This is a genomic window from Bradyrhizobium sp. BRP19 (assembly GCF_020194195.1).
In the GTDB taxonomy this organism is placed as follows: Bacteria; Pseudomonadota; Alphaproteobacteria; order Rhizobiales; family Xanthobacteraceae; genus Bradyrhizobium; species Bradyrhizobium yuanmingense.
The window spans coordinates 12,775-39,612 of sequence record NZ_JADYVZ010000007.1 but is presented as its reverse complement, the minus strand read 5'-3'; the positions used below and the strand labels follow the sequence as shown (position 1 = coordinate 39,612).

Annotated in this window: 27 protein-coding genes, 1 tRNA gene and 1 pseudogene; 9 read left to right on the top strand and 20 right to left on the bottom strand. The window is 63.4% G+C overall.

The genetic code is table 11. The features are described 5' to 3' along the window. Positions 1-1,320, bottom strand: a complete 1,320-nt coding sequence (locus tag I6F36_RS21725) for an aminotransferase class V-fold PLP-dependent enzyme (RefSeq protein ID WP_225172107.1) — start codon at positions 1,318-1,320, stop codon at positions 1-3. Between the two features lie 491 nt (positions 1,321-1,811). Between I6F36_RS21725 and I6F36_RS21720 the strand changes: the two genes are divergently transcribed. The 3 genes from I6F36_RS21720 to I6F36_RS21710 all read left to right on the top strand — a co-directional run bounded on the left by I6F36_RS21720 (position 1,812) and on the right by I6F36_RS21710 (position 3,328). Next, on the top strand, positions 1,812-2,156 hold the full coding sequence (locus I6F36_RS21720; RefSeq protein WP_036026829.1) for a DUF1236 domain-containing protein: 345 nt from the start codon (positions 1,812-1,814) through the stop codon (positions 2,154-2,156). Between the two features lie 72 nt (positions 2,157-2,228). Continuing rightward, entirely contained in the window at positions 2,229-2,621 is a 393-nt protein-coding gene (locus I6F36_RS21715) for a hypothetical protein (RefSeq protein WP_225140585.1), read from the top strand. Between the two features lie 206 nt (positions 2,622-2,827). Then, entirely contained in the window at positions 2,828-3,328 is a 501-nt protein-coding gene (locus tag I6F36_RS21710) for a hypothetical protein (RefSeq protein ID WP_225140587.1), read from the top strand. A 112-nt stretch (positions 3,329-3,440) separates the two neighbouring features. Here I6F36_RS21710 and I6F36_RS21705 read toward each other — a convergent pair whose 3' ends face one another. After that, complete coding sequence (locus tag I6F36_RS21705) at positions 3,441-3,719, bottom strand: hypothetical protein (RefSeq protein ID WP_192893365.1); 279 nt, start codon at positions 3,717-3,719, stop codon at positions 3,441-3,443. A gap of 42 nt (positions 3,720-3,761) precedes the next feature. Here I6F36_RS21705 and I6F36_RS21700 point away from each other — a divergent pair, with 42 nt between their 5' ends. Beyond that, entirely contained in the window at positions 3,762-4,190 is a 429-nt protein-coding gene (locus I6F36_RS21700; protein ID WP_036026530.1) for a hypothetical protein, read from the top strand. An 87-nt stretch (positions 4,191-4,277) separates the two neighbouring features. Here I6F36_RS21700 and I6F36_RS21695 read toward each other — a convergent pair whose 3' ends face one another. The 7 genes from I6F36_RS21695 to I6F36_RS21665 all read right to left on the bottom strand — a co-directional run bounded on the left by I6F36_RS21695 (position 4,278) and on the right by I6F36_RS21665 (position 13,154). Next, positions 4,278-4,736, bottom strand: coding sequence for a hypothetical protein (locus I6F36_RS21695; protein WP_225114321.1), 459 nt, complete (start codon positions 4,734-4,736; stop codon positions 4,278-4,280). A gap of 10 nt (positions 4,737-4,746) precedes the next feature. After that, positions 4,747-4,965, bottom strand: coding sequence for a hypothetical protein (locus I6F36_RS21690; protein ID WP_036026528.1), 219 nt, complete (start codon positions 4,963-4,965; stop codon positions 4,747-4,749). Between the two features lie 105 nt (positions 4,966-5,070). Continuing rightward, positions 5,071-6,630, bottom strand: a complete 1,560-nt coding sequence (locus I6F36_RS21685; RefSeq protein WP_225140589.1) for a hypothetical protein — start codon at positions 6,628-6,630, stop codon at positions 5,071-5,073. Between the two features lie 56 nt (positions 6,631-6,686). Then, entirely contained in the window at positions 6,687-7,850 is a 1,164-nt protein-coding gene (locus tag I6F36_RS21680) for a glycoside hydrolase family 5 protein (protein ID WP_225172106.1), read from the bottom strand. 2 nt (positions 7,851-7,852) lie between these two features. Then, entirely contained in the window at positions 7,853-10,012 is a 2,160-nt protein-coding gene (locus tag I6F36_RS21675; RefSeq protein ID WP_225147274.1) for a GumC family protein, read from the bottom strand. A gap of 200 nt (positions 10,013-10,212) precedes the next feature. Further along, entirely contained in the window at positions 10,213-11,823 is a 1,611-nt protein-coding gene (locus tag I6F36_RS21670; RefSeq protein WP_225147273.1) for a gamma-glutamyltransferase family protein, read from the bottom strand. 20 nt (positions 11,824-11,843) lie between these two features. After that, on the bottom strand, positions 11,844-13,154 hold the full coding sequence (locus I6F36_RS21665) for an aspartate aminotransferase family protein (protein WP_225147272.1): 1,311 nt from the start codon (positions 13,152-13,154) through the stop codon (positions 11,844-11,846). Positions 13,155-13,263: 109 nt separating this feature from the next. Between I6F36_RS21665 and I6F36_RS21660 the strand changes: the two genes are divergently transcribed. Then, positions 13,264-14,121, top strand: a complete 858-nt coding sequence (locus I6F36_RS21660) for a LysR family transcriptional regulator (RefSeq protein WP_225172232.1) — start codon at positions 13,264-13,266, stop codon at positions 14,119-14,121. A 30-nt stretch (positions 14,122-14,151) separates the two neighbouring features. On the opposite strand, the gene I6F36_RS21655 is transcribed toward I6F36_RS21660, so the two are convergent. After that, positions 14,152-15,195 carry a zinc-binding dehydrogenase gene (locus I6F36_RS21655; RefSeq protein WP_225147271.1) on the bottom strand — a complete coding sequence of 348 codons (1,044 nt, stop codon included), beginning with the start codon at positions 15,193-15,195 and terminating at the stop codon, positions 14,152-14,154. Positions 15,196-15,210: 15 nt separating this feature from the next. Beyond that, positions 15,211-15,876 carry a class I SAM-dependent methyltransferase gene (locus tag I6F36_RS21650; RefSeq protein ID WP_036014038.1) on the bottom strand — a complete coding sequence of 222 codons (666 nt, stop codon included), beginning with the start codon at positions 15,874-15,876 and terminating at the stop codon, positions 15,211-15,213. Positions 15,877-16,151: 275 nt separating this feature from the next. Between I6F36_RS21650 and I6F36_RS21645 the strand changes: the two genes are divergently transcribed. Together I6F36_RS21645 and I6F36_RS21640 are read left to right on the top strand one after the other, a co-directional pair. Next, complete coding sequence (locus tag I6F36_RS21645; protein WP_036014049.1) at positions 16,152-16,478, top strand: hypothetical protein; 327 nt, start codon at positions 16,152-16,154, stop codon at positions 16,476-16,478. Positions 16,479-16,662: 184 nt separating this feature from the next. After that, the gene (locus I6F36_RS21640; RefSeq protein ID WP_225147270.1) at positions 16,663-17,454 is read left to right on the top strand and encodes a phytanoyl-CoA dioxygenase family protein; all 792 of its coding nucleotides are present in this window, start codon (positions 16,663-16,665) and stop codon (positions 17,452-17,454) included. 90 nt (positions 17,455-17,544) lie between these two features. On the opposite strand, the gene I6F36_RS21635 is transcribed toward I6F36_RS21640, so the two are convergent. The 5 genes from I6F36_RS21635 to I6F36_RS21615 all read right to left on the bottom strand — a co-directional run bounded on the left by I6F36_RS21635 (position 17,545) and on the right by I6F36_RS21615 (position 21,875). Continuing rightward, the gene (locus I6F36_RS21635) at positions 17,545-18,186 is read right to left on the bottom strand and encodes a hypothetical protein (RefSeq protein ID WP_225147269.1); all 642 of its coding nucleotides are present in this window, start codon (positions 18,184-18,186) and stop codon (positions 17,545-17,547) included. Between the two features lie 101 nt (positions 18,187-18,287). Continuing rightward, positions 18,288-19,190, bottom strand: a complete 903-nt coding sequence (locus I6F36_RS21630) for a hypothetical protein (protein WP_225172105.1) — start codon at positions 19,188-19,190, stop codon at positions 18,288-18,290. 59 nt (positions 19,191-19,249) lie between these two features. Continuing rightward, positions 19,250-21,115 (bottom strand): tetratricopeptide repeat protein, encoded by a 1,866-nt coding sequence (locus tag I6F36_RS21625; protein ID WP_225140599.1) that lies wholly within the window; start codon positions 21,113-21,115, stop codon positions 19,250-19,252. 237 nt (positions 21,116-21,352) lie between these two features. Beyond that, positions 21,353-21,709 (bottom strand): 6-carboxytetrahydropterin synthase QueD, encoded by a 357-nt coding sequence (gene queD / locus I6F36_RS21620; RefSeq protein WP_036014055.1) that lies wholly within the window; start codon positions 21,707-21,709, stop codon positions 21,353-21,355. 84 nt (positions 21,710-21,793) lie between these two features. Next, positions 21,794-21,875 (bottom strand) — tRNA-OTHER (locus I6F36_RS21615). Positions 21,876-22,019: 144 nt separating this feature from the next. Between I6F36_RS21615 and I6F36_RS21610 the strand changes: the two genes are divergently transcribed. Continuing rightward, a complete protein-coding gene (locus I6F36_RS21610; RefSeq protein WP_225140629.1) occupies positions 22,020-23,321 on the top strand; it encodes an integrase family protein in 1,302 nt (433 codons plus the stop codon). Positions 23,322-23,778: 457 nt separating this feature from the next. Continuing rightward, positions 23,779-24,258, top strand: a complete 480-nt coding sequence (locus I6F36_RS21605) for a hypothetical protein (RefSeq protein ID WP_225140631.1) — start codon at positions 23,779-23,781, stop codon at positions 24,256-24,258. 139 nt (positions 24,259-24,397) lie between these two features. Here the strand turns inward: I6F36_RS21605 and I6F36_RS40000 are convergent. The 4 genes and pseudogenes from I6F36_RS40000 to I6F36_RS21585 form a co-directional block, all read right to left on the bottom strand. Continuing rightward, positions 24,398-24,789: pseudogene (locus I6F36_RS40000) on the bottom strand (TrmO family methyltransferase). 80 nt (positions 24,790-24,869) lie between these two features. Further along, positions 24,870-25,262, bottom strand: a complete 393-nt coding sequence (locus tag I6F36_RS21595; protein WP_225140633.1) for a hypothetical protein — start codon at positions 25,260-25,262, stop codon at positions 24,870-24,872. A 274-nt stretch (positions 25,263-25,536) separates the two neighbouring features. Beyond that, positions 25,537-26,094 (bottom strand): class I SAM-dependent methyltransferase, encoded by a 558-nt coding sequence (locus I6F36_RS21590; protein ID WP_081493689.1) that lies wholly within the window; start codon positions 26,092-26,094, stop codon positions 25,537-25,539. A 12-nt stretch (positions 26,095-26,106) separates the two neighbouring features. Next, positions 26,107-26,817, bottom strand: a complete 711-nt coding sequence (locus tag I6F36_RS21585) for a hypothetical protein (protein WP_225140635.1) — start codon at positions 26,815-26,817, stop codon at positions 26,107-26,109. Positions 26,818-26,838: the final 21 nt, after the last annotated feature.

Below are 26,838 nucleotides of genomic sequence, written 5' to 3'. Positions count from 1 at the left end.
TTACCCCGTCTTCGTCCCCGTGATGACGGCCAGCGCCTCGACGAGGCGGCCGAGATCGGCCTCGTCGGTGAAGAGCGCCGGCGTCACACGGATGCACTGGCCTTTGGCGACGCCGGCGCGGCGCACCGTCATGATCCTGTAGCTGTCCCGAAGCTTCGCAACGATGGCCTCGTTGTCGGCCTTGCCGGTCTTGCCGGCGAGGCGGAACGACGTGATCGCGCCATATGAGCCGGCTTCATCCGGCGTCAGGATCTCGATGTCCTTGAAGCCGCGGACGCGGCTCACCCAATAGTCGCGCAGATGGCGCAGACGCGCTTGCTTGGCCGCGCCGCCGATCTGCTGATGCAGCGCCAGCGCCGTCGGCACCGTCAGCATCGTGGCGAAATTGACCGTGCCGGTATGCACCCGCGAGCGGATGTCGCTTTCCGGAAAATCCTCGTCGCACATGTTGCGGTCGATGGCCGCGAGGCGATCCTTCCTGATGTAGAGGAAGCCGACGCCGAGCGGCGCGCCGATCCATTTGTGCAGATTGAAGCCGACGAAATCGGCCTCGAGCTCGCTCACCCGGAAGTCGAGCTGCCCCCAGGAATGGGCGGCATCGACGATGGTGTCGATGCCTTTGGCCTTGGCCATGCGGGCGATCTCGGCGACCGGCATGACGAAGCCGGTGCGGTGGCTGACATGGGTCAGGAGCAAAAGCCTCGTTTTCGGGTTCGCCTCGATGGCGCGGGCATAGGCGTCGAGCACAGCCTGGCGGGTGGCGGGCTCCGGCACGTCGAACTTGACCACTTCGACGCCACGGCGCGCCTTCAGCGCGTTCATCGCATATTGCATCGAATCATAGTCGAGATCGGCATAGAGCACGCCGTCGCCCGGCTTCAGCCTGTTGTAGCCGCCGATGAGGAGCTGAAGCGCCTCGGTGGCGCCGCGGGTGAGCGCGATCTCAGCTGGAAGCGCGCCGACAGCCTCCGCCACCTTGGTGCGCACGGCCTCGAAATCCGCACCCGCACGCAGCCGCGCGTAATAGGTGTTCTGATAATTGACCATGTCGGACTGGCGGATGAACTCGCGCCGCACGGGCTCGGCCATGATGCCCCAATAGCCGTTCTCGAAATTGACGATGTCCGGCGTCACGGCATAGAGCCCCTTCACGGCCGCCCAATAGGACTTGTCGGTGGCGATGGCAGCCACTGAGCCGGTCGGCTGCGGCGGAAGTCCCTCGGCGGCAAAGGCCGGCCCCGCAAGCGGCGCCACGGCTGCTGCCGCGAGGCCCTTGAGCATCGCGCGGCGGTCCGCTGAAAACGTCCTGATCAGTTGCATGTCAGCTCTCCCCAGAGCGTTTTCGAGCGAAGCGGCGTCGGGATCGCATCGCGAAAACGCCAAACGACGATCCAGAGCTCCGTTCCGACGTCACCGGACGAAGCAGGCTCTGGCGCGCGGGACAAGAGCAACGGACGATGCAGCGGAGATGACCGGAGCGTGACAATGCGATGATCGGAAGCCGATGGCGACGGCGCGGCCGGAGCACCGGCCTCGACGCGCGCGAGCGGATGTGGGGTCCGGTTTCTTCCTTTGTCCGGAAACCGGAACCTTCACATTCATTGCAGGTAGCCGATGAGATAGATGCCGCCGCCCAGGACGATGAGCGCGGGCACCGCCCAAAGAATCAACACAGGCATTTTCCTCTCCTCCAGTTGAGTGCTCCCGGTGAGAGAACGGGAAAAAACGGCAAACGTTCCGGGTTTTGCCGGAACGGCGCAGCTGATGGCGAGTTCATTGCAGCGCCGCATGCAGCGGCGAGGGAGAACGCAATGAAGAAGCTCATGTTGATTTCGGCCGCCGCTCTGCTCGTGTCGACGGGCGCGATGGCACAAACCACCGTCACCACCACGACCGGAGCCGGGCACGGCGCGGCCGTGCAGATCGAACCGGAGTACCGCACCAAGATCCGGTCCTACGTCACCGAGCGCAAGATCCGTCCGGTCGAAACGCGCGAAAAGATCGTCGTCGGTTCGCCCGTGCCGAGCGACGTCGAGCTCGCAGCCGTGCCGAGTGACTGGGGTCCCTCGCTCACCAAGTACCGCTACGTCTACTCGGGCAACCGCGTGATGTTGGTCGATCCCGGCAGCCGCATGGTCGTCCAGGAGATTGACTAAACCGCCGCACGGCGGGTCGTCGAGGCGGCCCGCCCGTGCATTCTTTCGACAGCTCGTTTGCGGTAGCGCCTGATGCCGATCGTTCGATATTTCGTGTTTGCAAGCAGTTTCGTCGTGGCGCTGCTCTTGTTGCTGGATCGCTCTCTGCCGGAGCCCGCGGAGCGTGCTGCCGGCCCGGAGGCCGCTCGGGCCACCATTCGCATCCACTCCGCACGGGCGCTGCCTGAAAAAATCATCTTCGACACATCCACTCGGATCGCCGCCACCGTCTCCACTCCCCTGCTCGCCGCCGACGCGCCTGATCGCGGTACGAGCGGCGCATTGACGATGCTTGAAACGCGAACGCCGGACGTCGCGGCATCTCGGCGCGACACGGCGCGCGCAGCCGGTCTGCATTCGAATCGGAATGGCCGCGCGGCTTCCTCTCGCCTCTCCACGCGTCAGGTGACGGCCGGAGCATTCTGAGAGCCGGCGATCGTAGCGAACGCGACTCCATGGCCGCAGCACCAGATGAACGCTGAATGAATAAAAGCTGTGCGCTTCGCGTCGCGGAACTGTCTCAGGCTGAATCGAAGCGTCAACGTGTCCGACACAAGGAACGTTTCCGCGATTGCCAATTTATCCCGGGCCTGATTGGCGATTTGATTTTTGGAAACCTGGAGGAAATGCACATGAGGATCCTGAAGCTCTCTGCGGCTGCGGCCGCGCTGCTGGCCGGCACGGCGCTCGCCGTTGCGCAATCGAGCTCGACGGTCGGCACCGGCGGTTCATCGGCCGGCGGCGGCACCAGCTCTTCGACGGTGGGCACCGGTGGCTCTTCGGCTGGCGGCAGCGGGTCAGGCTCTGCTTCGACACTCGGCACCGGCGGCTCTTCGGCCGGCGGCGGCACCAGCTCTTCGACCGTCGGCACCGGCGGATCGGCGGCCGGCAGTGGCTCGGGCAGCGGCTCGGCCTCGACGCTCGGCACCGGTGGTTCATCGGCGGGCGATGGCAAGAGCTCATCCAGCGTCGGCACTGGCGGCTCGGCTGCGGGCGGCTCGACCGTTGGCCAGTCCGGTTCGTCGAAATCGCCCGGCATGGGCGACGGCAAGTCCGGTAGCCACGCCAGCGACATGGGCCTCGAAAAGGGCAAGGGCCATAACAAGGACGAGTGGAAGAAGGACAGGAACTAGTGCCTTGACCAGGAGCGGCAGCGATGCCGCTCCTTCGTCTTTGTTGGAGGAGAACTCGCATGAACAGATCAATCATTGCGATCGCAGCGTTGGCACTGACGTTTAGCGCAGCTCAGGCGGCTACCATGGAAAAGACCGGCAAGACGGCGTCGGGCGAGACGTGCAAGGTGACGGTGGTGAAGCATGCGGACGGCAGCATCACGGCCGCGGGCGCATCGGGTTCAGGCACGACGGGCTCGACCGCATCGAGCGGCTCGCTGTCGAGCTCGAGCTCTGCCGGCGGATCGTCGGTCAATGTGCAAGCGGGCGGCGGCCACGTCTCGAGCTCCTCGTCGACGGCGGGTGGGCCCGGCTCCACCAGCGCCAGCACCATCACCGTCAACGGCTGCACAATCTCGACCTCGTCGCCTTAGGGTACAGAAAGGATTGAATCATGAGAACGCTCGTTACGACCTCGGCGGTCGCGCTTCTGCTTGCCGCCACTTCACCATTGCTGGCGCAGACCAGCATCACCGGCGGCAGCGGCGGCTCGGCTGCAGCAGGCGGCACCTCCGCCTCCACCGTCGGCACCGGCGGAACGTCCACCTCGGCGACGGGCCGCACCGGCTCTTCGATCGCGGCCGGCGGAAGCGCCGCTACCGTCGACGGCAAGACCAAGACCGGCGTCAGCATGAACAAGGGCAACGGTCCGGTACTGAACTCCAACGCCCGCGCGCAAGCCCATGATGGCGGCACGTTCAGCCGCTCGCACACCCGCACCAAGGTCAAGGCCGGCGAGCAGGTCGGCTCGACCACCAAGACGATGTCGCATGTGCCGGGCTCGAAGCCGACAATGTCGAGGACGACGACGACGGCGCGCTAGAATCGCGCGGCTCTATTCCTCACCACCTGCTGCCCGGCTTGGCCCGGGCAGCTTTTCCGTTTGCGACTTTCCGTCTTGCGAGCCGGCTCAGCCACCACGCAGGCTGTGGCTGATCCGGGTGACGACGGCATCCCATCGCCGCTTCTGGGCGGCCGGATAATTGATCAGAACGCAGTGCACGTAGCCGCGCGCGAAATTGCAGCGGTTGTACCAGATCTTGTCGCGCTTGATGCTCGAGACCACGAAGAAGTTCGAGCTGATCCGTTTGTAGATGATCCCCGTCGGCGGATTCTTGCTGGCGAGGAATTCGGCCGGCGACAGACCTTGCCGGTTCTCGACGGCCTGAACGGTGAAGTCGGCATTGCCGTCGGAGCTGCGGAAATGCTGCCCATATCCGTCAGGCTTGCCGGCCGGTTCGGTGAAGATCGCGGCGGGAATGTCGACCGACGTTCCGGATTCCGGGATGCGGTAAGTCCTCCAGCCGCTTGCCGAGGCGATCGAGGATGTCGCACAGAGCGCGATGATTGCGGCAAGCAATGTCTTCATGTCCGCCTCGTCATTTGCGCGGCGCCAGTTGCAGCTCCATCAACGCCATCCTTTGCAGGTTGGAGACGTCCCGCTCGCCAGCGCCGGCGGTGCGCAGGATGGATTCGGCGAGCGCGTTGACATGCGAGGAATGCACAGGATCCGGCAGGGTCGCAACCGCAGCTTCCAGCGCAGTCGTCATGATCTCGATCACCTCGGGAGAAAATTCGGCGTTGGAAAAATTCTTCATCGCGTGCGTCGGCCGCTTGTGCGGGTCGTGTTCAACGCCGGGAAAAACCGGAAGTTCCTGGATGGGCACGGTCCCGAGTACTGGGACCGTCGGCAGGTCGGCAGCTCACGCAGCCGGCTGGTAGCCGGTGAGCCGAGCGGGCTCGGCATGCTCGTTTGCAACGCTCTGCACCCTCGCATGGCTGCCGATGACGAGACCGGCGAGCGAGAGCATCAGGCCCAGCGCGAGCGGCGCGAACAGGGCCTCTTCCTGAAATAATCCGTTGAGCAGAACGACCAGGATTCCGAAGCTGGCGAGGCCCTGCGTCAGATATCCCGACGACGCGTACAGGCGCCAGGCCTTGAGCGCCATCGCGAAATAGAAGGCCAGCGGCACGAAGGCCGCAATGCCCATCTGGTACAAGAGGACGCCGATCGCGCTTTCGACCGCGCCGTCGATCGTGCCGGCCGCCTGCGCGGCGCTCCAATCGATCGAAAAATAGCTATCCGACAAATTGCCGCCGATGCCGAGGCCCCGGCCGTAAGGTCTCTGCACGAATCCGTCGAGGCCGCCCATCAGGCCGATGACGTGATAGTCGCCGATCTGCAGGCCGATGCGGATCGCCAGGATCGCAAAGGCGATCATGCCGGCGAACCCCAGCAACAATGTCGCTACGGCACCGATGAGGCGGGTCCCGATCCAGCCCGCAGCCACGAAGATGACGGTGATGAGCGCTCCCTTCACGCTGCAGAAGACCAGCAGCGGCAGGGCTGCCAGGGCGAGCAGCGGGCGTCCGACCGAGAACAGGAACAGGGCGAGAAAGCCGATCCCGTAGGCGAAGCTGATCGGGTGCATGTTCGGGCCGTGAATGCGCAGCATCTTCGACAGGCCGAAGCCTTCGAGCAAGGGCGTGTTCAGGAAATCGAAGCTGAAACGATCCTTGAGTGTGACGGGCACGTTGCCGGTCTGCCGCATCTGGGTTTCCCAGACGCCGGAATGGGTCGCCTTGAGCTCGTCGAAGCCCCAGAACGTATGGCCGTTGGTGACGGCCAGCCAGACATCGCGCAAGACGAGCTCGACATAGCCGCACAGCATGAGGATGACCGCTAGCGCGACCAGGAACGGCGTGATGCGCACCTCAAAGGTTGCCGCGGTCAGGAGCGACAGCTGAAACAGAAACAGCGGCAGAACGATGTTGCGCAAATAGACCGCCGCCGGCTGTCCGTCCTGGACGAAGCCGATCGCGAAATAGAGCGAGACGACGGCGAGGGTGACGACGCCCCAGCGCATGATCTGATTGATTTCCCTCGACTGGCTCCTCTGGCCCAGCACGTAGAGCGCAAACGTCGCCAGCCACATCACGGAGCAAATCAGGAAATTGTAGCCCTTGATGAAGTCGAGATCGGAGGGGAGCGGGACCAGCGGCGACAGGATGGAGACGAACAGGTTCTGGAAGAACAGGACGAAGATCGCGACCGCCGGGGCCCAGGTCGGGACCGCAACGACGATGGCGATACCGATCAGGACCTCGATGATGATGGCCAGCGCGGGATTGGCAAGGTGCAGAACCGGCGCAGAGCTGATCGTCGCGATGGCGATGCAGAAGGTCGCGGCCAGCTCGCGCCAGGCCGGAGGCGACGGCGCGGCCTGCACGCTCTGGCCTTGCGGTGAGTACCCGGCGCTCATCAATCGTCCTTTACCATCGCGCCGGACACGATAGCCGCGCGAGGGGTAAGGATCCGTTAACGATCGCGGCGCGCAGCGGGAGCCCGTTCAGGCCGGCCGGGCGCGCCGAGCAGCGCCCGCATCACGTCGGGATCGGGCTTGCCGGTTGCGGCGTCGACCAGGCCAAAGCCTTGCGCCAGTTCCCAATGCGCCCAGCCCCAGCAATGCGCGCGGGCATAGGCAGTGACCTCCGCCAGCCAGCGCAACCGGCTCTGCCGGGGGGCGCCGGCTTTCAACACGCCGAACTCATTGACGATGATCGGCCGCGAAAATTGCTGCTGCCATGCGAGCGCCGGCGCGAGCCAGCGATCGGCTCCCGGCTTCTCCTTGGCGGCGCCAATCGCGGTATCGAGCATGGCGAGCGCCTTGACCGCGCCCCTCGCCTGCAAATCCTGCCGAAGCGCCTGAACCTTGGGATCGCCGGCATTGATCGGATAAGGCAGATCCATGATGTCGTGCAGCGGATCGCGCGCGTCCCAATGGCCTTGATGGGTGAACACCATTGGGTCGTAGAAATGGATGGCGTAGACGACGTCAGGGTCCGCCAGCGGGCGAAACCGCGGCAGCGAGTCCGCGCGCTGCCAATTGACCGGACCGACGATGAGCGTGGTGGCGGGCAGCAACCGGCGAACGAAGGCGGCGAGCGCCTCGACCACCTTTTGCCATCGGTCCGCTTCGATATCGGGTTCGTTGAGCAACTCGGCGAAGACTAGATCGGCTGGATATGACCGAATGACCCCAGCAAGCGCGCGCCAGGCCTCCTGCATCTCGCCCATCGCTGCATCCGGATCATCCTTGTGCAGGCGATTGAAGCGCTCGCCCGGATGAAGGTCGACGGAGCTGGAATAGCCGAGCGAGGTCAGCTGCTTCAACGCGCCGTCTAGCACGCGCAGCGTCGCCTGGCGCTCGTCCTTTGCGGCAAAGCGCGGCATCACGCGTTCCGCCGGCACCGGCAGGCGGACATGGCTCATGCCCGCCTTGCGCAGCTGCTGCAGCAGCGCGCGGCTCGGTGGCGCACCGTTGATCCAACCGTCGGCGTTGAAGCCGCGCGAGAGGGCGGCCAGCCGCCCGGGCGAAACCGTCGACGGCAGTGGCACGCAATCCTCGGCGAATACCGGACGGCCGACCGCGATCGACAACAGCATCGCCGCAGCCAGCAGACGGCGGCGCAAGACTGTCATCGTCACACCGCAAGGCCCAAAGCGCCACCGTCGGGCTGAGGCGCCATCGAATCGGCGGGCACGTGATTGACGACGAGGCCGGTCGGCACCGCCGCGTATCTCGCCAGCGCCGCGGTCACCCTGCGCATCGCGGACGAGTCGAGCTCGCCGGCGCGCGCCACCAGGACGATCAGGTCGGCATGCGCGGCGAGCGCAATGGCGTCGGGCTGCAAGGCGAGATTACCGGCGTGTACCACGATCAGGTCGAACTCCGAGCGGATATCGTCCTCGGGCCGAGCATCGGGCTTCCGGCCGGCACTGAGCAGCTCGTCGATCGACTGAAGTCCCGCCGTGGTCGAGCCGTCCTGCCATTCGGTCACCGGCGGCTGGGTGCCTGCAAATTCCGGCTGGAGCCGGATCAGCACGCTCATCATGCCGCGATTCACGGCGGCGCGATTGAGGGCGCGCGCCACGGTGTTGCCGCCGGCACTCTTGCCGACCGACAAGACCAGCGCGACCTTGCAGCCGCGCACCGGCACGCGGTCGATGCGTTCGAGCAGCGGCCGTAAGTGGGGCCCGAGATCGAGCTCGGCCGACGCGCTGACCGGTCTTTGCCAGACCGTGTTGATCCCGCCTCCGTTGATCCCGGTTCCTGGCGCCAGCTCGGGGATGCGGGCCCAGACAGGAAGGCGGGGCATCGCCTCGGCTGGGCGCGCGGCGGCGGCAGGAGGGGAAACTTGCCGGTTGGGCGTCTCCTCCGCTTCACGTGAGACAGGCGCCTCAACGGATTCGGGCTTGTCGGCGGACAGGCTGGTCGTCACCGCAACGGCGGCGGTCGACGTCAGCAGCGAGCCGATCGCCAGCGCCGCGAGCAGCAAGGCGAGCGGCGGACGCGTCGAGCGCAACGGCGGAATGGCAACCGATGCGATCTTGGTCTGGGACGCCTGCAGCTGACGCTGCTCATTGGTGGTCTTGAACCGCGACAGGAACTGCTCGTAGATGTTGCGGTTAGCATCGGCGTCGCGCTGCAGCTCCTGCAGCTTCACCAGCGCCTGGCCGTCGCGCAGCATCTTGGTCTCGACCGCCTTGAGCTGCTTTTCCAGCGCGTTCTGCTGCTCCAGCTGCGCCTCATATTCGGACTTGGCCGTATCGATGTTCTTCTTCCGCTCGATCTCGATCTGCCGGTTGATGTCCGCCAGCTGGCTGTAGGAGATCGCAAGGTCGGGATGGCGGTCGCCATAAACCGCCTTCTTCTGCGCGATCTGGTCGTTCAGCGCCGAGCGCTGCGCGCGCAGCATGCTGAGGAGATCCTGCTTCACCGGCCCTTCGACATTGGCCTTGACGTCGCGCTGCACCTGCTCGTAGCGCGCCTTGGCCTCCTCGGTGCGGGCGCGGGCGGCGGAGACCTGCTGGGTCAGGTCGGTCACCCGCAATTGCTGCGTGGTGGATTCCTTGCCGGCATTGACGATGTTGTGCTCGAGCCGGAAGGCGGCGACGGCGTCTTCCGATGCGCGCAGGCGCTCGCTCAGCGTTTTCAGCCGGTCCTGGAGCCAGCCGGCCGCCTCGTCCGTCGCCTCGGTGCGGACGCGGCCCTGGCTGGCGACGAAGGCCTCGGCGATGGCATTGGCGTAGTAGGCGGCGCGATCCGGCCGGTTGGAGGTGAAGGAAATCGCGATGACGTAGGTCAGCCCGCGCCGGGTGATCTCGAGGCGGTTGCGGAATCTTTCGAGCAGGCGCGTCATGTCGGTATAACCGCCCGCGATGTCGTCGTCGTCCGCGATCTTGAGCTGCTCGATCAGGGGGCGGAGGAAGCCGTCGGATTTGGCGATCTCGATCTGGCTCTGCAGCGCCGCGGCATCCTGGCCGATGCCGGGCAGCACGTCCTGCTCCGAGGTCACGCGCAGCTCGCGCGGATCGAGCACGACCAAGGCCGTCGCGGCATAGCGGACCGGAAGCACCATCAGGGCGACGACGCCGAGGGCGAACAGCGCCAGCGTCAGCGTCAGGATGCGCCGGCCGTTCTCGCGCAGAAAGGACAGCGTCCCGGAGACGGTCAGCGATCCCTTGGTCAGTCCCGGCGAGGCGCCGTCAGGCTTCGCCTTCGCAGCGCGCGGCGCTTCCCACGAAGCCGCTTGCTCCGTCGGGGCGATGCTTCGCGGAGATGCGCGGCTACCGAACGCCATGGGTTGGACTCGAAATCAACTGACAGTCATAGCTCTGAGGCTTGCTACACCGTAAATATCCATGGTTAACCGGCGGTTACGGCTGGGCCGGGCTGGGATGGTCTTGGGCGGTGAACGATTCGTTAACGCGACGCGGCCAGCCATTCAGGCGCGGCGCACATCGGCGGGCCTGCCTGCGCTCGCCTCGATGTGCAGACCGCTCACAAGGCGATGACATACCCGTCCCGCCTCGGATCGGCGGCACCCGTCATCACGCCGGTTACCGGATCGAGCGCGACGGCCTGCATGCCGCCGCAGAGCATGGTCCATTCGGTGTCCAAGATCTCGATCTCGTGGCCGCGGCGCTTCAGTTCGGCGATGGTCTCCGGCGCGATGCGGTTCTCCGCCTGAATGAAGCGGCCGTCCCACAGCCGTGAACGCGGCGCCTCGATCGCCTGCTGCAGCGGAAGGCCGAACTCGATGTGCTGCACATAAGCCTGGGCCTGGGTTTGCGGGATGCCGTAGCTGCCGGGCGTCCCCAGCGCGAGCACCGGACGGCTGCCGCGCGTCGCAATCGACGGTGCCAGCGTCACCGGCAACGCATCGCCCGGCTTGGCGAGGTTCGGGCTTCCCGGCTGCACGTCGGCCCAATGCAGATGATTGTTGAGGCAAACGCCGGTCCCCGGCACCACGACGCCGCTGCCGAACGGGCTGCCGAGACTTTGCGTCATGCAGACCAGATTGCCTTCGGCGTCGGCGATCGAGAACGAGGTGGTGTGGCCGGGATCGGCACGATCCTGCGGCATCCATTGCTCCGTCGGGCCCGTGATCGGCCGGCCGTCGCTCACACGCTGGCGAAGCCGCGCGATCGTCGCCTCGGACATTGCTGCAGCGGCTTGATCCGGTCCCAGATTGCCATGGGCGATGCGCTCGCCGGCGGCGAGACGGATCGCGCGATAGACCGTGTCGAGATGATCGGCGCCGTCCTTCGGCAGACGCCCGAGGTCAAAGCCTTCAAGGATCTTGAGGGTCAGGGCGAACTGGAAGCCGCCGCATTGCTGCGCCGGGACGTGAAGCTCGAGCCCCCGATAGGACACGGTCAGGGGATCGAACCAGTGCGGCTTGACGGCGATGACATCGTCCAGCGTCAGGCTGCCGCCGAGCGTGGCGAGATAGTCCACGATCCGCCGGCCGAGCTTGCCGCCATACAGATGCTCGGGCCCCCATTCGGAGATCTCGGCAAGAGTCTGCGCAAGATCAGGCTGCGCGACGATGCTGCCGAGCTTCACCGGCATTCCATCCGGGAGATAGTTCCTGACCAGTGCGGCGTGCAGCTCCGGCCAGGGTTCGAGCAGCGGCACCTGCTCGTTGATCTCATCAACACCGAAATCCGAGAGCGCAAAGCCGCCCTGCGCCAGCGTGATCGCCGGCGCAAAGACGTCCGGAAGCGATTTGCGTCCATAGCGCGAGAGCAGCTCGCACCAGCCCGCGAGATTGCCGGGCGTCGAGGCTGCCTGCGGACCGCGCTCGAGCTCGAATCTGCTGGTGTATCTGCCGACCGGGAAGCTTGCGGGCATCGGCGGCGCGAAGTCGAGCACGCGAATGCGCTGCTCGATCGCCACCCAGATCGTGGCCAGTCCAAACCCGGCAAGCCCCGACATGAACGGCTCGACCACGTTGAGGGCGGCCGCCGTGGCGACGGCCGCATCGAACGCATTGCCGCCCTGCATCAGGATTCGTGCACCGGCCTGTGCCGCGAGCGGATGCGCGGCGGCGACCATGCCGTGCCGCGAGAACAGCGTCGGACGCCCATATGTCCTGGCGAGTTGCATCCGGAAAAGGCCTTCCCCGATCAGTGCGTCGTCGCAGCAGCCTGGATCGCCTCCGACATGATCTCGAGACCGCGATCGATTTCGGCCTCGGACACCGTGAGCGGCGGCGCGATGCGGAATACGCCGCCCATGCTGGGCAACTTGACGATGTTCATGCTGAGACCGCGACGCATGGTCTCCTCCATGATCCGCGCGCCGAGTTCAAACCCCGGCGTCTTGGACTGCCGGTCGACGACGATTTCAAGACCAAGCAGAAGCCCGCGGCCCCTGACGTCACCGACGCATTCGAACTTTTGCTGCAGCGACAGCAATCCATCCCGGAGCCTGTTGCCCCTGGCGGTTGCCTGCGCCACTAACCCGTCGCGCGCGACCACGTCGAGCACCGTGACGCCGATCGCGGCGGGCAAGGGATCGGAGACATGCGTGGTGTAGAACAGGAAGCCGCGCTCGAACGCGGTCTGCTCGATGGCCTTTGTCGTCATGACCGCGGCGAGCGGCAGACCGGCGCCGAGCGTCTTCGACAGCGTGAGAATATCAGGCACCACGCCGTCACGCTCGAAGGCAAACATGTGCCCGGTGCGGCCGATTCCGGTCTGAGCTTCGTCGAGGATCAGCAGCATGCCGCGCTGCTCGCATTTTTGCTTCAAGGCCGCGAGATAGCCGAGCGGCAGTTCCAGAATGCCGCCGCTGGAGAGGATCGGCTCGGCGATGAAGGCCGCCAGACTACCGGTCGACTGGCTGTCGATCAGTGCGAACGCATCGTCGAGCTCGGTCTGCCAGTCGTTGCTGCCGTCGACGTTCCTGAAGCGCGGCCGATAGGCGTTCGGCGCGGGAATGACGAACGATCCGATCGCGGCCGGCCCATAACCGCGCCGGCCCGCGCTGTAGGTCGCCGACGCCGCCGCGCCGGTCATGCCGTGCCAGCTTTGCGCGAAGGCGACGATTTCGTGCCGGCCGGTGACGAGCTTGGCCATCCGGATCGCCGCTTCATTGGCTTCCGCGCCTGTCGTCAGCAGCTGCACGCGGTCGAGACCGGGCGCAAGCGCAGCGAGACGCTCGGCCAACGTCACCACCGGACGCGAGAGCATGCCGCTGAAGAGATGAGCGACCGCACCCATTTGCCGTGCGACCGTGGCGACGATGTCGGGATGCGTGTGCCCCAGCACAGCGCTCATCTGACCCGAGGTGAAATCGAGGATGGCGCGTCCGTCGGCGTCGTAGACGAAACTGCCGGCCGCACGCTCGATGATGACGGGTTCGAAACTCGGCCCATAGCGGGTCAGATGCGTGTTGGCGGACGCCCAGAAATCGGGATCGGCATTCAAGGTCATGACAGCCACCTCTCCGCTTGGGGGACGTCCGACCTCTAGTCAAGAATTTGACTTCAGGCTAATTGATATAATTCAATCTGGATATCAATCTTCTTGATGTCGATGCTGGATCTCAACCCTTCTGAGGAATTTCGTCGTCGTGGCCCGCACCGGCTCGATCAGCCTGGCGGCCTTGCAGATTGGCCGGACACAGTCCGCGCTCAGCATGCAGATGCAACGGCTGGAACAGACGATCACGCAGCCGCTGTTTCACCGCAGCGGATCCGGCATGAGACTGACCGCGGCCGGCGAGAAACTGCTCGCCCACGCCGAGATGCTGCTGGCGCAGCACGACGAGATTCTCGCCGACATGAGCGGCGAGAGTCTCGAGGGGACGCTGAGCCTGGGCTGCCCGGAGGACTATTCGATCGCTTTCCTGCCGGCACTGCTGAAGGGGTTCTGCGCGCTGCATCCCAATGTCGAGCTGCGCATGGTCTGCGCACCGACCTCCGAGCTGCGCCCGATGCTGGCGCGGCGCCAGATCGACATGGCGCTGGTCTCGCTGTCCGATGCCGGAGCGCGCGAGGTGATCCGCGAGGAGCGCTTCGTCTGGGTCGCGAACGAGGCCGAACCGAAAATACTGACGCAGGATGTGCTGCCGCTGGCGCTGGCGGCGCCGATGAGCCTGGACTACCGCGCCGCCTGCGCCGCGATGGACGCGGTCAATCGGCGCTACAGGGTCGCCTACGCGAGCAACAGCCTCGCCGGCCTGATCGCGATCGCGCGGTCCGGTCATGCGATCAGCGTCCTGACACGAACCGCCGTCCCGTTCGATCTACACGTCGTCTCGGCCGGACTGCCCCTGCTTCCGACCATCGGCATCGCGCTCGAATTCTCGGAGGCGAAGCCCTCGCTGCTGGCGACGACGCTGGCCGAGCACGTCCGCACCGTGTTGCCCGGACTGAAGACCAAGGCGGAGATCGATTAGTGACCGGCGCGTGCGCGGCGAGCGCAGCGCTCAGCTGATGTTCAGGAGGATCCGTCCCGATGTGCCGCTGCGCATCAGATCCAAGGCGTCGTTGATGTCGTCGAGCGCGAACTCGTGGGTGACGATGCCGCGGTAGCTCACCTTGCCGGCGTCGCTGAGTCGCACCAGGCGCGGGATATCGCGCGCGGGCTGGCATTGCCCGCCTTCCGAGCCCTTCAGCACCTTCTCGAAGTGCAACGGAAGGGTATAGATCTCGGCCTTCTCGCGGGGCACGCCGACGAGGATGCAGCGGCCTTTCTTGGCGGTGATCTCGTAGGCGAGCTCGATCAGGTTCTTGACGCCGGTGGTCTCGACGACCTTGTCGGGGCCGTCGGCCCCCGTGATGGACCGGACCTCGGCGGCCACATCCTTCACAGTCTCGGAATTGATGATGTGGGTGGCACCGAAATCCTTCGCCATGGCCAGCTTGTTGTCGAGGCGGTCGATCGCAATGACCGGCCAGGCGCCGACCATCGCGGCGAATTGCACGATGTTCAATCCGACGCCGCCGACACCGAATACGACGACGGATTCGCCGATGGCGATCTGCGCATCGTTGTTGACGACGCCGAGCGCGGTCGTCACCGCGCAGCCGAGCAGCGGCGCACTGGTGCGGTCGATCGTATCAGGAACGGGCGTGACGCGATTCTCCGACACCACGGCATATTCGTTGAAGGTGGTGACCCAGCCCGCATTGAGGCGCTTGCCGCGCCAGGAATAAACCGGCGTGTTGGACTGGATGCCCTTGCCCGGCCGCCAATGCATGACGACGGTATCGCCCTGCTTGCAGGAGACGACGCCGGGTCCGGTTTCGACGATGGTCGCCAGCGCCTCGTGCCCCAAGAGGTGCGGCAGGAACTTGTCGACGCCCTTGACGGCGTCGATCTCGTTGATCTGTGCGCCGCAAATGCTCGACGTGTGCACATGGGCGAGCACCTGACCGTGCTCGAGCCTGTCGGGCAGATTGAACTCGTCGACGATCAGCGGCTTGCCGGATTCGACGAGTATCGCGGCCTTCGCGGTCTTGATGTCCATGGATCGCGCGCCCGTTCACTCGAAATAGATGAATTCGTAGTCGCCGGTGTAGCCGAGCTTGCCGTAGAGCCAGATCCATTCCGAGGTGTGCAGGATGGATTCTGCCGTTAGCGCCCAGCATTCGAGGTTGTGCAGCTCGGTGACGTTCCGGTAGCCCTCGACCATGACGTATTTGTTCTTGCCGACCCGCTCGATCTCCTTGAGCGCGGCCTCGAGCTCGTAGAGCCTGAGATTGTGCAGGGTGCCGAGCGAGATGACGAGGTCGAAGCTGTCGTCGCCATAGGGATAGACGTCCTGGGCGCGATAGTTGAACAGATACGGCTTCACCTGCTCGTGTGCATTGGCAAGACCATGCTTGGAAATGTCGAAGCCGGTGACCTTCAGACCCGGCAGGATCTTCTGCATCTCGTACAACAGAAAACCCTTGCCGCAGCCGACGTCGAGCACGCTCGACCCGTCCTTCAGGCCATAGGTCTCGATCAGCGCCTTGGCGACCGGGGCCCAGCGCCCCTCGATGAAGCGGTAGCCGCCATAACCGAAACGGCGATCGCCGTCCCAGTAATCGGCCTCGTACTCCCGCGCCTTCAGCGAGCAGCCGATCTTGTCGTCGTTCATGCGGCCCATGTAGTCGCGCTTGGTCGCAGTGTGCAGCGGCGTTACGATATTCAGCAGTCGTCCCATTGAGCCCTCGGATTTCATCACGCGCGGAGATTGTCTTGGCCGGCCTGGGGAGCCTCGCACGTGACCTGCGACTGGCCCTAGCATTTGTGGCGAAGACCATCATTGTTTCAGATCAATGATGTGGAAATGCTGCCGCGGCGCCGGTCAAGATCCGGCCCATGATTCGCCAGTGCCGACCAAGCGCCAGGTTCCAGCCGCGGCTGCCGGCGGCCGTGACATGGCGACGCTGGAACGAGATGCGCCGCACGGCGTTCGGCAGCGAGGAGAATCCTGCCATGCCGACCAAGCCGACCATCGCCCGCGTCTGGCGCGGCCGTACCCGCCGCGACCTCGCCGACGCCTACCAGGCCTATCTGCAGGCCGAGGGCATCCCGCCACTGCGAAAGACCGCGCTCGGCGTGCAGCAATTGCGCGAGGACCGCGACGAGGAGACGTGGTTCACCACCATTTCCTATTGGGCGGACATCGCAGCCATGACGGCTTTCACCAAGGGCGAGCCGACCAAGGTCCATCATCTCGCGCGCGACGCGGAGTTTCTGATCGAGCTGCCGGAGCGCATCGAGATCCACCGCATCCTGATCGACGAGCAGGGCCTGCGGTGAAGGCCTCGCTCATCCGCTTGTCCGTGTCTTGATTCCCCGCTCCGCCGCGCTATACGTTCCCGCCATGATGTTCATCTCCACATTCTTCCCGCTGATCTGAACGGCCGAACGTCGTTCCGGCGCTCCTGCGCCACTCAGATCAAACGGCTACGCGCGCTGCGGTAGCCGAACGGAGAGATGTGCAATGCCCAAGACCGAACAGGTTGGCCTGACGCCCCGTCAGGTCCAGACCTTCATCGACGACGGTTTCGTCAAACTCGAGAATGCCTTCAGCACCGACCTTGCCAAGCAATGCAGGGACGAGCTGTGGGCGGATATCGGCCTGTCGCCGGACGAGCCCGAACATTGGACCCAGCCCGTTGTCCGGGTCGGCGCCAAAGCGACGCCCCCCTTCATTGAAGCCGCGAACACGCCGCGTCTGCACAAGGCCTATGATCAGCTCGCCGGCGAAGGGCGCTGGCTTGCGCCCAGGGGCCTCGGAACCTTTCCGATCCGCTTCCCGTCATCGCAATCGCCAGGCGACGATGGCTGGCATGTGGACATGAGCTTTGGCACAGCCCATGCCGACTTCATGGAATGGCGTGCCAATGTGAAGAGCAGCGGCCGTGCGCTGCTGATGCTCTTCCTGTTCTCGGACGTCGGAAACGATGATGCGCCCACGCGAATCCGGAAAGGCTCGCATGCGGCCATCGCGCGGGAGCTACTGCCCCATGGCGAGGCGGGCGCAACGCTCCGGCAACTTGCTGCCGGCGACTGGGCGTCGACAAGGGATCGCGAGGTTGAACTTGCGACCGGCAAGCCAGGCACCGCCTATCTGTGCCACCCGTTCCTGGTTCATGCCGCGCAACCCCACCGCGGGAAAGAGCCGCGCTTCATGGCACAGCCTCCGCTGCTGCCGAAGCGCGAATTCGATCCGGCGCTGCCACCTTCGCCGGTTCAGATCGCGATCCGGCGGGCTTGCGGGCTGACGGTCTAGGCGGATGACATCCGGGACCTCCGAGGGTCCCGGCGGTTGCTGTCGTCTTGCATCGTTTTGCGAAACCGCATCACGCCGGCAGCGGCACGCTCAAAGGCACGGATTCTTCACCGGTGGTCGCTTGACGGACAAGAGCGTGTTCAAAGTTGAAACTCGCAAGTCGTGCGAAGCGGACCGCAATGCAATGCTCATGGGACGAATAGGGTTGGCTTCGCACAGCTTGCGGCGATCGTCGTCGGATTGCCCGCGCACCACGTCCCCGACGTGCTGCTTACGTTGCCGAATGGCATCCTGAAGCTCCGATTTGGTCACGGGAACGATGCTGTTCTCAACGATGAACTCGTTCATGCGAGCTATCGCATCGTCCAGATCGGCTTCAAAGGCTTGATCTTCGCTCGGCTGGCAAGCTTCGGTGTAGGCTCGAACCCCGACATAAATCTCCCAACTGCATTGCACGGCTCCGCGTCCGCTATTGTCGAACCCGGTACTCATGATCCGGTCGCCATCGCGCTCCAAAAAGAAGGACACCCCCGAGGAGAGATCTATACGTCGCGTCGCCTTGCCCTTGTCATTGACGCCATCGACCACCTTTGCGTCGGACCGCTTCGTCAAGGCATCCCACAACGGAGACCACTGTGCCTCCTGGGCATCGGCGGTGAGGGCTGATAGCAGCAGCGCGGCAGCGACACAGATCAAGTCACTGGCTGCGGACCATGTGCGACGCTTAGACATCAAGGGCTTTCCAGCAGACCGTGCGGTGTGGGACGATAGCTGCGCCCGCGGCAAACGCAATCCAGAATTGCGCGACGCAAGTGTGACCCCGACCACCGTCGTCACAGTTTCCCATACACCCGCGCGGCAACCGCCTTCAGGCGCTCGACCGAGCCGGACTGCGGATGCGGCTTGACCGGGGCGAACAGGATCGAAGCCTGGCGGCCGTTCTTCCAGACATGGATGTGGACGGCGTTGCCGTTGCCCTTGGTGCAGGAATGCTCGCCGAAGGCTTCGCGGCCGAGCTCGGGGATCGCCACGTGCGTGCATGGCCCTGCACGCTTCATCATGCCGATGGCGGTATCGCGCGAGGTCGTGATCACCGCGACGGTCATGGTGTTGGCCTCACGATCGAACATCATGCAGCTGCCTGCCCCGGTCCGCTGCACCGTCAGCGTGCCGTTGTCGAGAAAGCCGTCGGCATCCGCGGCCGTGAGCCACTCGCAATTGCCGAACCGCTCGCTGCTCCTGCTCACATTGCCGACGGCAACGCGCGCGGCCTCAGCGATCGGCGCGAGCAGCGCATCATCGGCACGCCGGCCGACCGGATAGACGCTGATCTGCAGGATGTAATCGCCGGACAGGGCGACGACCGAGGCCTCCTGGCGTTCCGCGCCCGCCGCGCTCGTTCCACCCTGGCCCTCGTCGCCGATTCCGGACACTGCGCTCAGCGGCATGCGTTCGCCAAGCGTCTTGACGAAGGTCGCGTACAATTCCCTGGCGCGGTCCTTGTCGGGATTGCGGAACACGGAGAGCATCATCGTGTCGCCGCGCCCGGCCTGGTAGATGCAGCCGCGGCCGTCCTGGTTCGAAATCAGCGACCATTTCAGCGCCGGCATCGCCCGGGCGAGCTCCCGGGCGCTGATGAACGGGCAGGTTTCGGCCGCGCGCACGGGAAGCACCGGGGCGGCTGCGATGGCAAGGAATAAAACGAAGCGGGAGAATAGATGATCGATCGTGCGCATCGGACGAACTTACTATCGAAACGGTGCGCCCGACGAGATGAAACTGAACAAAAATCCTATTACGCAGCCCCCGGTGCCTTCGCCACCGTCAGGTCCTTCAGGAACTGCTCCATGAGCGGCTTGTTGCCAAACCGGCGATAAGAGCGCTCTGCCTCCAACGAAAATGTCGGTTGGGCCCCTACCAAGCTTGCCATCGTCAGCTGCGCCGCTTCTATATCACCGCGCCGCCCTTGCAGCGCAGCCTGGATGAGCAGGCAGTTGGCATCGCGCGGCGCCCTTACAAGGCATTCGGAGATCACGGTAGCCGACTCATCGCGACGATCAGCGGCGTAAAGAGCCTGGCCGTGCACGTAGGCGTAATATTCCGGTGCCATGGGATGGAGGCGACGTGCCCGTTCGGCATTGGCAACGGCGTCCGCGTAGTCCCCGAAACGGACTTGTGCTTTTGCCAATGCCATCATGCTATCCGGGTCATTGGGATTCAGTTCGACGGCGCGCTTGGCGGCCTGCAAGCCGCCCGCATAATCGCCCTGCACCGCCAGCCCGAAGCTGATCACCTGATAGCCGAGCGAGAGATTGGGATCGAGGCGCACAGCCTGGCGCGCTTCGCTAAGACCTAGTTCCAGCTCATGCGCTGTCGCCCGACCACTCGACCTCTTGGCCACATCCGCGATGTAAGTGAGGGCCAAGCCCGCACGGGCGGCGGCATAGGCCGGGTCCATTTCCAGCGCGCGCTGATAGAGGCCGCGTGCCTCCATAAGTGCTTCCGCATCCTGGACGCCATGCCGGTATCGATGACGGGCCCGCAGGAGAAGATCGTAAGCCTGAAGGTTGTCGGTCGGACGTTGCGCGGCAGCGATGGCTTCACTTCGGCCGATATACGGCGCGAGCTGGGCGACGATTTCCGTGGTCAGCTCGCTTTGTACGGTGAAGACGTCGGCAACCTGCCTGTCGAAGCTGCGCGACCAAAGGTGCGCGCCCGATTTCACGTCGATCAGCTGCGCCGAGACGCGAAGCCGGTCCCCCTCGCGGCGCGCGCTGCCTTCCACCACGTAGGAAACGCCCAGCTTTGCCCCGAGCTTGCGCATATCGCTGTCTTGCCCGCGCACGGCATAGGTGGAGTCGCGCGCGATGATCTGAAGCTCGGAATTCCTTGCGAGCGCCGTGGTCACATCCTCGGTCAGCCCGTCTGCAAAGTACGACTGGTCCCCGCCCATGGTCGCAAAGGGCATGACCGCAACTGACGGGCGCGGGTCGGCGCGGGTCTGGTCGAAAGATAGCGCGGCCGGGAGCCGGCTGACCATCGCCGCCAGGGAAAGCGGTTGGATTTGGGTGCCGATGAGGACAAGGGCTACGGCGGCGACGCCATACGACCAGCGCGCAGCGGTACCGCGTAGAACGCGCGGGACTTTTCGCCAGCGAGACCACGAGGATTGCGCGCGTCGGACCCGGTAGACGTTAAGACGGTCGGGAATGTTTTTGGCGCGCCTACGGCCCACACGCGCGAACACATCGCCGCGATTGCGGTCTGCGGCCATGACGACAGCGCCGCTAACAAAGATGCTACCGGGATCGGCCATCGTCTCGAGCCGTGTGGCGACATTAACGCCGTCGCCGTACATATCGCCATTATCCTCGATGACATCACCGAGGTTGATGCCTATGCGCAGCTCAAACGGGGCGTTGTCGAACCCTTGCTGGATGGCAGAGCCCGCATCAACGGCTTCGTTGACGCTGGGAAACATCGCCAGAAACCCGTCCCCGGTCTTCTTGAAGATGCGTCCACCATGCTGCGCGACTGTGGGCTCGATCAGATTGTCGAAGACCGTGCGCAGCTCTTTATAGGTGGAGGCCTCGTTTTCGGCCATCATCAGGCTGTAGCTGACGATGTCGGCGGCCATGATCGCGGCGAGCTTGCGTTCCATCAACGGTTTCCCTGTACAGGGGCCAAGCACAACTGGCATTGCGGACATTCTACGCCAGCTTGAAATTAAACCTTCCAACCCGCATGCGGTTATCAACACAGCTCATATATGCGTGAGCAATGAGACCCGTCCGGCGGCGCGCAAGCAGCACCACTCCGCTCGTACGGCTGATCCTGAGTTTCCCTGCGGGTTCCCATATGGCGACGGTGAGGCCGGCGCTGGGTCAGCGGGCCGTCGTCACCGCCCCTGATATTCGGCCCAGCAATCCGTCGTTTCATAAACGCGGACCGCCCACAGCTGCGGCAGGCTGGGCTTCAAGCGGTCCCAGATCCAGACCGCGATATTCTCGGCGGTCGGGTTCGCGAGGCCGTCGACCTCGTTCAGACACTGGTGGTCCAGCGCCGCCATGATGCCGGCGAAGCTTTTCTCGATATCGAAGAAATCAGCGACGAAGCCGGTGTGCGGGTCGACCGGCCCATCCAGCTGGACCTCGACCCGATAGGAATGACCATGCAGCCGGCTGCACCGGTGAGTCTCGGGCACGTTTGGCAGCCGATGCGCCGCCTCGAACTTGAACGCCTGCGATATCCTCATCCAGCTCCCCACACGGCATGGCCATCCGGTCTCGGGCCGGTCTGGCGACCAGATGCTGTCCTGTCCTGACCTTTCGGCAAAGAATGGCGCGCCCGGAACGATTCGAACGTCCGACCCTCAGATTCGTAGTCTGAATTCGGGACTTTTCACCCGTTTTCACAGACACGTTGCCATACTCTCGCCTCCTCTACAAGCTATTGATTAATACGAATATTTAGCGCTGTAGCGTACCGCAGCGTGGTCCCCCCGGATAATTCTCAACAGAGACTTCCCCAGACTAAACCCAGACTAAAAAAAGGTGGAGGCATTTATGGCTGATCAGCGCCAGGTTCTCACCGACAAGAGCATCGCTCTTCTTTGCGCGGGGGAGACGCAATACAAGGTACGCGATAGCGAACTGCCGGGCTTTTTCGTGCTTATCGGCAAGCGCCGGAAAACGTTTATGGCCCAAGGCGAGTTCTGGCGTGATGGCGTACGCGAATTCACAGCGCAGGTAAAACTCGGCGACTTTGGTGACATGACCACGCGTCAAGCGCGTGGCAAAGCCAAGGAGGCGCTTGGATCGATCGCGAAAGGCGAACGCCCTGGTGAGGCTCCGAAGATCAAGCCAGGCTCAATAACGCTTCGGCAAGCTTGGGAGCGCTATCGGGATGCGCACATGAAACGTAAGGGTCGAAGCTCAGGAACCATTGAAAGCTATCGAGATCACATGGAGCGGCTGTTCAAGGATTGGCTCGACAATCCGCTCGCTCGGCTTGGGCGACAACCGCACCTCGTTGTTGAACGTCACGATAAAATAACGAAGGAGAACGGTTCCTATATTGCGAACGGGTCAATGCGCAGTCTGCGGGCTGTGTACAACCACGCGCGGAAGAGCAATACCGATCTGCCGGCCGTGAACCCGGTTTCCGCGATCGACTGGAATAAGGAGCATCGACGCAATACCGGGATGGGCTCCAAAGATATCAGCGGTTGGCTCAAGGAGCTTTACGCAATGGATAACCCGGTTAGGCGCGAATTTCACCTTCTGACGCTCTTGAGTGGATCACGTCCAACCGCCCTGAAGAAAATCCGGTTGGAACACATCGATTTGCGACAGAGGATGATCCGCATCCCGAAGCCCAAAGGTGGAGAGGAGAAGGCATTTGACATTCCACTATCCCGGCCGATGATCAGATGCATCATCCGCGCGATCCGATGGGGCCGGATCGTGTATTCCGAGCAAGCGAGGTCGTGGTTATTTCCAGCTGACAGTAAGCAAGGACATCTCGTGGAGCATAAGGAAGAGCGAAATGCGCTGTCCAAATGGGGTAACGATCTGCGGCAGAGCTATCGCACGCTCGCGCAAGCAGCGGGTGTTTCGGAACTCGACATCCATCTTTTGATGAACCACTCACTTCCGGGCGTAAATGCTGGGTACATTACCCGCGATCGGTTGCTAAGGGATCACCTGAGGAGCCAACAGCAAAGAATTTCGGAGTTGGCTATTCATAGCGCAGCGGTAGAGCGAGATCCTTCGTTCGTCCAGTGGCTCGGGAGCGCGAAGATCGATGAGGCCAGATGTCCTCCTCACGCAGCAGGGCAACCAAACGGCATCTCAATGGCTGCATAGAATGAAGTTCCGACTATTCGCTCGTATCGCAAGATTCCTTGGTTGCGGGGAGGCGCAACACCCGATTGTTGCGATTGATTGAACAGGAGATTCCTAAGCTTGCTGCATAACTGATTCGGACCGGGCCGCTGATTAAGAGACAGCCCCGGGGTGAGAACAATCAATGACTTACTGGTCGCACCACTGGGCTTATCCGACTGAAAGTGGGCATTCGTCGCACGATCTTAGTGATTGCACTGCTTGATATCCGAACACGCGCTACTCGGACTTTACGGGGTCAACTGCGACCAGGTTTTACGCGGCATGGCGTGCCGACCTGGCCCGGGCTGAGGCTTTCAGATTCTAACTGGCCGGGAAGATTTACACTGGCGACGCGCCTCATTACGATCCGAGTCAAACCGGTGGCCAGCTTCGAGGCATTGATAGCCGCCGTCGACGCCGCCGTCCAGCGAGGGCTGTGCGCCTGCCGGGGGCTGTCGCCACCGCCGAAGGACAGCTTGTAGGCGTCAGCGCGTCGCTGCGCGGTTTGACGTCGTCTATGGAACTAGGCTTTGAGCAGCCGTTCGGCATGGTGATTGCGGCGGCGTTCGTTGGAGAGTTTTACCACAGGGACCACATGTTTTCTGAACGTGCGAAGCATCTTCCCGGAACCGAGCCTGCCGTAGCATTTTCGTCGAGTTCTTTCCGAACGAAATCGCGGCGATCCTATCGGGCCGCGCTTGCGAGCCCAACCACGCAATCTGGCTACTTCGAATTCTTCCGCGCCGAAGACGTTGTCGCGAAGTCTCTTGAAATCCTCGGGCGCTTCGGCAACGCCGGCGACATTCCCGTCCTTCGTACCTGGTCGATACACCCTACTCTTGGTCGTCTCGCCGTACAGGCAATCAGAATGATCGAAGAAGCACCGCCTACTCAGAAAACGAGCCAGGTCGGATAATTCATCCCGAGGCAGCACCATCATGGTGAGGATTGCCCGAAGCTCCATTTTATAGAGCTTCCGTTTCAGGACCTCCGTAAGGCGGGCGTTCTCACGCTGCCCCTGATCACCTCGGGCTAACTACTCGCCACTCCTTCCTTCATTCCTTGTAGTAATCCTTCATGACCTCGTTGGACCAAGCTGGTTGCGCTATCGCTCCTCGCGGGCCAAATTCTTCCATGTAGGGTTTCACATCGATGACCGGGCTGCTATCGATTGCGTCCAGCCCGCGCACATGGAGTGTGTGGCCCAAACCCCGAGCAACGCGCAACGTGAGACACCCAGCCGGTTCGGCCGCGACTTGCCGCGCTGGGCATAGATTCCCACCAAGGGCCAATCCGCTCGCTCCCTCGGGTGCCGCGCGCCCTTCTCTACCGAATCCGGTGGCACCTTGTGCATCAGGAAAACTACTTCAACGTGAGAAAACTCCGAGAGCCCCAGTAGCGCGTTTGCACCGAATTGGCGTTGATCTAAGTCGATGTATGATTCCACCGCCCCCCAATGATCATCTTCAGGTGTCTTACGCGACGACCTGACGGTCGCCACGGGTCGGATGCATATATCCTGCTCGGTCACGGTGCCCCCTCAACTTCCTGCCAAATCCCGCCTCGCACCAGGGTCTCTCCCGGTTGAACGCGCTGCACGGTCGCGTAGACGGCAGCCCGCATCGCACGACAAGCCACTCGCAAGCGTATCCGCGTGAAGAGCAACATCCGCGAGATCTCCTCGTTGTTGTATGTTCGCTTGCAGTAGATCGTGACGATCGGCCCGTTGTCCATGGCGCCGTAATGCCAGCCGTCGCGATGGAAATTGTGGGGCGCCACCTCGTGCCAAATCGCCCAGCAATGCCCCGGCGGCAGGTGAAGAATGCCGAGGATCCCCGAGCAGAGGTTCTCGAGCAGCGCCGATGGCGGCGAATCGAGAGGTGAATAGATATGAAGGACAGGCACCTGAACCTCACCCACCAACCGTGACACACGCGCTTCGCAACAAAGGCCCCCGTCCCCACTCAGTGATTAACGGCCGGCTTGCGCGCAACCGCAAGCAACGTCCTCACCGGAATCAGGAATTCGGCTTGATCTACCGCGAAATCAATCCCGAAGGCGTTCAACGTCGCCGCGGGGGCCGACGCAAGCTGCGCACGGATAGCCTGTTCCGCCTCAGGGCCAGAGGCTGCAATTTCGCACCAGCGCTGTATGCTGACACCTTTCGGACTCTCTCGAAGATGCGTCTCGAAGGTCAGGATCTCCAGATCGGCGCCCGCCAGGGTATCTCGCCAGGCCAGCGGCGTGTGGCTTCGGACGTGCGTTGGATCGTGCAAAACTTCCAGCCGATGGTTGAATTCGTCAAGGTCGGAATCGTCGTAGCCATGCAGGTCGATAACTGCGACATGCCCCCCGGCCGAACCAGCCTCGCCATCTCCCGCACCGACGCTTGCAGGTTCGGAAAATGATGCGGTGCAAGCCGGGAAACCGCGACGTCGAATTCGCCGGATCGCAGCGAGACAGAATCGCTCATGGCCAGCACAGTTTCGACCTGGATTGCCTTCTCGTTCGCAAGTCTCTGGAAGGCCCCCAGCATGGTCGGGGCACCATCGACTCCCACGATGCGTTTCGCGCGACCTGCAAACGACAGAGCAAGATGGCCAGCGCCGCAGGCTATGTCGACAACCGACGCGCCGGCCGGCAGGTCGAGCAATTCATGCAATCGCCTGATGGAATGACTGCTCGAATGGACCTCGCTTGTCGCAAAGTTTGTCGACAGTTTGTCGAAGCGCTGGGTTGCCAAAGACGTCATCGTCGATCTCTCCTATTGCGCGGCCGGGGCAGACGGCGGAAAAGCGGATTGCTTCGTTAGGTCGACGATGACATCCAACGTGTCATCGTCAGGCGCGTGGGCACCAGGCCGCGCGAGCATGTGTCCGACCCCTTCGATGATGCGGGTGGTAACGACGGTTCTCGGCCGAACGATCAATTGCTGCGCCGACCGAGGTCCATACGTGTCCGGACCGACGACTTCGCTCAGTTCACCGTCACTGTTACAATATCCGACCAGATCCCGCGCGCCGTAGAGGAAGTCGATTCGCTCGACCGGCGGCATAACAACGCTGGGTTCTTCGATCACACATCCAAGCAGAACAGCCGCGCAGATATTGAGCGAGGTCGGGCGTCTTAGAACGTCAACAATCGAAAGTGCGCCGAGCGACACGCCGAGTAGAATGAGCGGAGATGATCGTGCCGCAATCGCCTCGTGTTCCAAGATCTCGGACAACCGCCGCGTCCGGTTCGCCCGGCGCGCCGGTATCGACACACCTCCGCGCGGTCGATCGGACTCGACATCAAATCGAGCCGTAATCATTCCGGAGGAAACGAGCCTGCCGGCCAGCCGCTCGTACAATTCGGATTCGAAGCCGCCCTGATCCATCGGCCCGACATTTCCGGATGGTACAATCAAGACGCGGCCGATCTCGGATCCCGATATCGGTACGAACTCATGAATGCGAATTGCTTCCGGGTTCATCGTTCTCTGCGTTTGCAACAT